We start from the raw sequence: 7,228 nt of genomic DNA, 5'->3' as shown, positions 1-7,228 counted from the left end.
TCGCCCAGCTGCTCACCATCACCACCAGCAAAGCCGGACCCGGCGCCCAATCTCCAGTTAACAAGCGCGCACGTTTACGTGAGGCAACGAATCCGCCTTCGCGCGCATCTTGACATGAGGCAACAGGCGACACCGGCCACCGGCTATCCACAGACCCCGAGATTGGTGCGTCGGGCAGTTGCTCGCCCCGGATCTCGGTGTTCGTCAACTCAATCGATAACGGTGTTACGGTCGGTTCGTCGATTGTGAGGCTTCACATGGACCGGCAACCGCCTGTGACCGTTCCGGAATCGCTGCGCTACCGCGACGGCCTGTACAAACTGGAGCGCTTCCCGCGTGCGGGCGCGGTCACGTCAGTGCGCACCAAGCGAATCCTCACCCGCGGGCTACGGGTAATACACCGGCCATGGTTCGCGGTGTGGATGCCGACAGGTGTCGCCGCCTTGACCACGACAGGACGTAAGTCCGGGAAGCCGCGGACAGCTTTCGTCCGCGCATACCGCGACGGCGATAAGGTCTATCTTGTTTCCATTGCCGGCGAGCATGCACTGTGGTTGAAGAACATTCGCGCCAACCCCAAGGTGACACTGCGCTTTCGCCGAGAAACGCTGACTGGAAGTGCTCGCGGCCCGGACGACGACGTCGAACGCCAAGCAGTCCGTGACGCATTTTGCGGCAAAACCCACCCGTTCGACTATGCCGAGAACATGTTTCACCGCAAAGGCTTACCAACTCGGACCAAGATCATCGAGCTGCACACGGCTTGGCTCGAGGGCGGAACACCGGTGATCGTCGACACTCACTGCTGACAGTGGCTCCGGTCGGACAGCCCGCCCGCTATGGCGCGACGAGAATCTTACAGTGCCGTTCGGGATCGGCGAGGTCGTCGAACGCCCCTCCGACGCCGTCCAGGCCTACCTCGCCGGTGATTATCGGGTGCACGTCGATGTCACCCTCGGCGATCGCGCGCAGCGACTCGGTGAACTCGGTTGGGTCATAAGCGAGCACGAACTGCACGTTGATCTCTTTGGCAATCGCGAAAAACGGATGCACGGTATCGAGCTGCATGCACACGCCAGCGACGACGAGACGAATACCCGGCCGGGCCCGGCGCATCACGTCATCGATGATCCCTGGCACGCCGACCGCCTCGAAAACCACTGCCGGCTTAACGCTGTCGAATGGCGAACCCTGGGCCGGGTCAAGCGTCTGATGTGCACCCATGGTGGCAGCGAGTTCCCGTCGCTTCGACGAAAAGTCCGACGCCACAATCGACTCCACTCCCATTCGCCGTAGCGCCGCGATGATGGCGATGCCGATCGGGCCGCAGCCGAGCACCAGTGCCGGCTCACCGGGCTGAATACCCGACCTGTTGACGGCATGCAGGCCCACCGCCATCGGTTCGGTCAGCGCGGCATATCCGGGGCTCAGGCCGTTGGGAATCGGGACCAGCAGCGGCGCAGACAAAAGCATCCGTTCGGCGTAGGCGCCGGCAGTGCTGTCGGAAAAGCCGATGGGTTGGACACCCTTGTCCGACACCAGCACTGGAATGGACGTGACAAGGGTCCCCGGCGAGTAGGTGTCGGTATCGGGCCCGGCTTCTAGGACTTCGGCGCTGAACTCGTGACCCATGATGATGTCACGGCTCAGGTCAACGCCGATATCGCCGACGCCGAGACTCGCCGCCATCTGCGCAGACAACGACACCATTTCATCGCTGTGTGCAGCGAAATGCAGGTCGGAGCCGCAGATTCCACACGAACGCACCGCGACCAGCACCTGGCCCTCACCGGGTATTGGATCGGGTACGTCGTCGCGATAGACCATGCGCCCGCCGCGCAGTACCACGGCGCGCATTAGTGCTGCTCGTTTTTCAGCTTGAGTTCGTCGGTGTGCCCGGTGATCGCTTTCACCCCAAATCTATGCCATACCAACCAAACTCGACGCCTTCACGTTTCGCTAAACCCGACCCAGCACCGCCATTACCCGCCTGCGGGTGCGGTGGTGGTGGTTGAGGGTGTGGTGCTCGCGCTCGTGCTTGTGGGCGTGGTGCTGGCGCCTGCGGCTGGGTTGTTGCATGCTGAGCGGAGGACCGTGCTGCCGGGACTCTGGTTCATGGCGTTCTGTTCGGCTTGCTGCTGCGTGGCGCCGCTATCCCCGAAATACTGATCCCCGTTTTTAGCAACGGCACCGCAGTCGGGATCCTTGAAGGTAATCAGCACGTTGCAGGCGGGGTTGTTTTGTTGGCAGTCAGAGTTCGCCACCGTGTTGGCCAAATACTCATTCGGCTGATTCGTCGCTACCCCGACGGCCTGTCCATCTGGCGAGACGGAAATCGCGCCCCAGGCTTCGTCCTCAGCGTAGACGGTGGGGGCTACGGCGAGGGCCAATGCGGCCACCACTGTGCCGCTGGCCGCAGAGATCGCAGCGCGCATTCGAAACCTGGCTCGTATCATGATGCTCCCTTCAACTTTCGCAACTGACTCTTCGATTGTGGTTGAAATTCGGTGCGGCCGAGGGTGGGGTGCACGGTGCCTTGACCGACGGCTTGCTGTCGCTTACCTGTGATCAGCGACATGCTCGGACCTTGCAGCGATTCGATTCCAGCCCGACCAGATGGCGGGACCCGTCAATGCCCCACGCCGTGAAAGCGACGGCCTGCTGCCTGAGCCTCATCGACACGCCTTCCCAGTTCATGGGCCAGGAACGCAGACTAACAACTCCTGTCGGATCGCACTAGACCCGTTTTTCAAAATGCCCTGCCCGATTTCCGGCCAGCCAGTGCCTTGCGTTAAACCATGCCGCCGCGCAGTACCGCGGCCCGCATCAGTTCTGCTCGTTTTTCACCTTCAGTTCGTCGGTGTGCTCGCTGATTGCTTTCACTACCGCTTCTCCGGCTCGGCCCAACAACTGCTCTCGCATACCGCGAGCCCAGTCGTGCGATGCCCGCGGCGCCGCCAGTTGTCCTTTGAAATGGGGAATCACCTTGCGCGCGAACAACTCGTAGGAGTGATACGTTGCCCGCGGCGACGCCCAGTCATGGCCGAGCAGCAAGAATGTACCGAAACTGCCCGACCGGTCCACCAGGTCCTCGATATAGCCGATCGCGTCATCCGGTGTACCGATGCAGCAGTTGCCTTTGGCCGCATAGTCTTCGACGAACTCCCGGGGTGTCTGGGAGCCTTCGACCAGATTGGCCAGCGGCACAAACCCGGCCGCCCCGAAGTACTTGGCGAAATCCTGTAACCCATAAGTGCAGTCGTCGATCGCCTGATCTCTGGTGTCCGCCAGATGCACGATGCCGAGTACCCGCCAACCGGCCCGGTCCGGCTCGTCGTGTCCGGCTTTGCCGGCCTGTTCGCGCACCACTTCCCAAGTGTTTTCCAGTGCCGCGTAGCCGCCGGGTACCGACATCGACAGCGACAGCAGCGACGTGCCCAGCGCACCGGCGAGTCGCGGGCCGGATGGCGAAATCATTGCCGCCGTGGAGATTTCCGGGTACGGCCAGGTGTATGGACGGATGTGTAACTGTGCGTCGCGCAGCGTGAACCAGTCCGAGTGGCGGTTGACCAGCTCGCCGGGCGCTGCGCGAAACAGCGCCAAAATCGCTTCCAGGGACTCCTGCATCATCCGGCGTTGCTCGACCGGGTCGATGCCCATCATGTAGGCGTCCGACGGGAGCGCGCCGGGGCCGGTGCCGAACATCACCCGGCCGCGGGTCAGATGATCCAACAGCACCCAGCGGTCGGCGACCATCAGCGGGTGGTGGTAGGGCAGCGACACCACCCCGGTGCCCAGTCGGATGTGTTTGGTCCGCTCGGCCGCTGCGGCGATGAACACCTCGGGACAGGCGATCAGCTCGTAGCCGCCGGAGTGGTGCTCACCGAACCAGGCTTCGTCGAACCCGAGACTATCCAGGGCCACCACCCGGTCCATGTCGTAATCGAGTGCCACCGTGGGAGATTGACCGGTCGGGTGAAACGGCGTGATGAATACACCGAAGTTCAGCGGGCGGTTCATGACATCACCAAACCGTTGAGGAAGTCTAAAAGCACCTCGTTGACCTGATCGGGACGTTCCTGCTGTAGCCAGTGCCCCGCGCCCTCGATCAGTATCTCGCGGTAGGGGCCGCTCACCACCTCTGCTGCGCGGTCGCGGCGGGTGAATCCCAGCACGGGGTCGTCAACCCCGGCGATGAACATCGCCGGCATGTCGATTGCCGATGCCGGCGGGTTGGCCATGATCTCCCAGTTGCGGTCCAGGTTGCGGTACCAGTTCAGGCCTCCGGTGAAGCCGGTACGGGTGAACTCGACGACGTAGTGGTCGAGTTCTTGCGCGGTGATCCAGCTCGGCAAGCCGTCGGGTTCGGGAAGCCGCTCGATGAAACCCTCCGGACCCGGCCGGACCATCCGCAGCGCTGCCGCCTGGTCGGCGGGCGGTCGCAGGCCGCCCAGCATCCGGCGCATGGTCGTGGCCGCATCCGCCGCCAGCTCAGCGTCGGCGATCCCGGGCTCCTGGAAATACAGCATGTAGAAGAAGTTGTCGCCGAAGACTTTGCGGAACGCCTGTGTCGGCGGCACCTGGGCGCGCGGCACCGGCGGCACGCTGAGTCCGACCACGGCCGCCACCCGGTCGGGATGTAGTTGGGCGGTGCTCCACGCCACCGGGGCGCCCCAGTCGTGACCGATGAACACCGCCTTTGCCGCGCCGACGTCGTCGAGCAGGCCGATCAGATCGGCGGACAGCTCGGCGATGTTGTAGTCGGAAACATCGTCGGGCTGACTGGAGCGGCCATAGCCGCGCTGGTCCGGAGCCAGCACGTGGTATCCGGCCGCGGCCAGCACCGGAATCTGGTGGCGCCACGAGTAGGCGAGTTCGGGGAAGCCGTGGGCGAGCAACACAACGGGTGCACCACGCTCGCCGGCTTCAACGGTGCGTAACCGCACACTGTTGGTATCGATGACGCGTTCGGTCGAGGGAACGGTATCTGGCACGTGTCTCACCAAAGCACACGGTCGTTCCCGCCGGGAAGGTTTGGTCCGGCGGGAACCGCCGTTCGTTGTCTGTACGGCGCTGCACCCCGGCTCCGCGACCCGTCCCCCTCGCCGCTCCGCGGCTGGGGGTACCCCCAGCGCCCGGCTCCGCCGCGCTGGCGATCAGCGCTGGGCACCCCGGTGGCGACCCGCTGCCCCCGGCTCCGCCGCGCTGGCGATCACCACCAGCGGTAGCCTTGAATATTCCAGCTGCGTGTATCGGGGAAGGACCTGGCCGGCAGCGGCCGATGCTTGATGAACCGGAAAAACGTGATCCGCACACTCACGGCGATCGCCGTCGTGTTGCTGCTTGGCTGGTCGTTCTTCTATTTCAGCGACAACACCCGCAGTTATAAGCCCGTCGACACCTCGGTGGCAGTGGCCCAGATCAAGGCCGACAACATCAAGAGCGCCCAGATCGATGACCGTGAGCAGCAGCTGCGGTTGACCCTGAAAAGCGGCAACGCCGACACCGGCGGGTCCGACAAGGTCATCACCAAGTACCCCAGCGGCTACGCCGTGCCATTGTTCGACGCGCTGAACAGCAAAAATGCAAAGGTCAGCACGACCGTCAACCAGGGCAACATCCTGGGATCGCTGTTGATCTACGTGCTGCCCCTGCTGCTGTTGGTCGGGCTGTTCGTGATGTTCTCCCGCATGCAGGGCGGGGCACGAATGGGCTTCGGGTTCGGCAAATCGCGGGCCAAGCAGCTCTCCAAGGACATGCCCAAGACCACCTTCGCCGACGTCGCCGGCGTCGACGAGGCGGTCGAGGAGCTCTACGAGATCAAAGACTTCCTGCAAAACCCCGGGCGGTACCAGGCGTTGGGCGCCAAGATCCCCAAGGGCGTGCTGCTCTACGGTCCGCCGGGAACCGGTAAGACGCTGCTGGCCCGCGCGGTGGCGGGAGAAGCCGAAGTACCGTTCTTCACCATCTCGGGGTCGGACTTCGTCGAGATGTTCGTCGGCGTCGGCGCCTCGCGGGTCCGTGACCTGTTCGACCAGGCCAAGCAGAACAACCCGTGCATCATCTTTGTCGACGAGATCGACGCGGTCGGCCGCCAGCGCGGCGCCGGCCTGGGCGGTGGACACGACGAGCGCGAGCAGACGCTGAACCAGTTGCTGGTTGAGATGGACGGGTTTGACCCGCGGGCCGGCGTCATCCTGATCGCGGCCACCAACCGGCCCGACATCCTGGACCCGGCGCTGCTGCGGCCCGGGCGCTTCGACCGCCAGATCCCGGTGTCCAACCCGGACCTGGCCGGCCGTCGCGCGGTGCTGCAAGTGCATGCCAAGGGCAAGCCGATGGCGCCGGACGCCGACCTCAATGGGCTGGCCAAGCGCACGGTCGGCATGACCGGCGCCGATCTGGCCAACGTCATCAACGAGGCGGCACTGTTGACCGCCCGGGAGAACGGCACCGTCATCACCGCTGCGGCGCTGGAGGAGGCGGTGGACCGGGTGATCGGCGGTCCGCGCCGTAAGGGCCGGATCATCAGCGAGCAGGAGAAGAAGATCACCGCCTACCACGAGGGTGGCCACACCCTGGCGGCCTGGGCGATGCCGGATATCGAGCCGATCTACAAGGTGACAATCCTGGCCCGGGGCCGCACCGGCGGCCACGCGGTGGCGGTGCCGGAAGAAGACAAGGGCTTGCGGACCCGCTCGGAGATGATCGCGCAACTGGTTTTCGCGATGGGTGGTCGCGCCGCCGAGGAGCTGGTGTTCCGCGAGCCGACGACGGGCGCGGTGTCCGACATCGAGAAGGCCACCCAGGTCGCGCGCGCGATGGTCACCGAGTTCGGGATGAGCTCGCGGCTGGGCGCGGTCAAATACGGCACCGAGCACGGCGACCCGTTCCTGGGCCGAACCATGGGCACCCAGCCGGACTACTCGCATGAGGTGGCGCGCGAAATCGACGAGGAGGTCCGCAAGCTCATCGAGGCCGCGCATACCGAGGCCTGGGAGATCCTTACCGAATACCGCGACGTGCTCGACACCCTGGCCGGTGAGCTGCTAGAAAAGGAAACCCTGCACCGCGCCGAGTTACAGGCGATCTTCGCCGACGTCGAAAAGCGGCCGCGGCTAACCATGTTCGACGACTTCGGGGGCCGCATCCCCTCCGACAAGCCCCCGATCAAAACGCCCGGCGAGTTGGCGATCGAGCGCGGCGAGCCGTGGCCCCGTCCCACCCC

Annotated in this window: 6 protein-coding genes; 2 read left to right on the top strand and 4 right to left on the bottom strand. The window is 64.5% G+C overall.

What is annotated here, in order from left to right; translation table 11 throughout:
* The first annotated feature begins 275 nt into the window (after positions 1 to 275).
* A complete protein-coding gene (locus ACRDTL_RS07820; protein ID WP_431506143.1) occupies positions 276 to 809 on the top strand; it encodes a nitroreductase family deazaflavin-dependent oxidoreductase in 534 nt (177 codons plus the stop codon).
* A gap of 28 nt (positions 810 to 837) precedes the next feature.
* On the opposite strand, the gene ACRDTL_RS07815 is transcribed toward ACRDTL_RS07820, so the two are convergent.
* The 4 genes from ACRDTL_RS07815 to ACRDTL_RS07800 form a co-directional block, all read right to left on the bottom strand.
* On the bottom strand, positions 838 to 1,857 hold the full coding sequence (locus ACRDTL_RS07815) for a zinc-binding dehydrogenase (RefSeq protein WP_431506142.1): 1,020 nt from the start codon (positions 1,855 to 1,857) through the stop codon (positions 838 to 840).
* A 125-nt stretch (positions 1,858 to 1,982) separates the two neighbouring features.
* Positions 1,983 to 2,435, bottom strand: a complete 453-nt coding sequence (locus tag ACRDTL_RS07810; RefSeq protein WP_431506141.1) for a DUF4189 domain-containing protein — start codon at positions 2,433 to 2,435, stop codon at positions 1,983 to 1,985.
* Positions 2,436 to 2,826: 391 nt separating this feature from the next.
* Positions 2,827 to 4,020 carry an LLM class flavin-dependent oxidoreductase gene (locus ACRDTL_RS07805; protein WP_431506140.1) on the bottom strand — a complete coding sequence of 398 codons (1,194 nt, stop codon included), beginning with the start codon at positions 4,018 to 4,020 and terminating at the stop codon, positions 2,827 to 2,829.
* Positions 4,017 to 4,994: an alpha/beta fold hydrolase gene (locus tag ACRDTL_RS07800; protein WP_431506139.1), complete on the bottom strand. Its 978-nt coding sequence runs from the start codon at positions 4,992 to 4,994 to the stop codon at positions 4,017 to 4,019. Before ACRDTL_RS07800 ends, ACRDTL_RS07805 begins: the two co-directional genes overlap by 4 nt.
* 294 nt (positions 4,995 to 5,288) lie before the next feature.
* Between ACRDTL_RS07800 and ftsH the strand changes: the two genes are divergently transcribed.
* Positions 5,289 to 7,228, top strand: a 1,940-nt coding sequence (gene ftsH, locus ACRDTL_RS07795) for an ATP-dependent zinc metalloprotease FtsH (RefSeq protein WP_431506138.1), incomplete at its 3' end; no start/stop codon positions are given.

Source organism: Mycobacterium sp., assembly GCF_050700595.1.
Taxonomy (GTDB): Bacteria; Actinomycetota; Actinomycetes; order Mycobacteriales; family Mycobacteriaceae; genus Mycobacterium.
The sequence above is the reverse complement of the archived record's forward strand: the minus strand, read 5'-3'. Positions and strand labels throughout refer to the sequence as shown.

Excerpts from the sequence above, each read along its gene's own strand:
- ACRDTL_RS07815 (WP_431506142.1), bottom strand. The coding sequence starts at position 1,857 with ATGCGCGCCGTGGTACTGCGCGGCGGGCGCATGGTCTATCGCGACGAC.
- ACRDTL_RS07810 (WP_431506141.1), bottom strand. The coding sequence starts at position 2,435 with ATGCGCGCTGCGATCTCTGCGGCCAGCGGCACAGTGGTGGCCGCATTG.
- ACRDTL_RS07805 (WP_431506140.1), bottom strand. The coding sequence starts at position 4,020 with ATGAACCGCCCGCTGAACTTCGGTGTATTCATCACGCCGTTTCACCCG.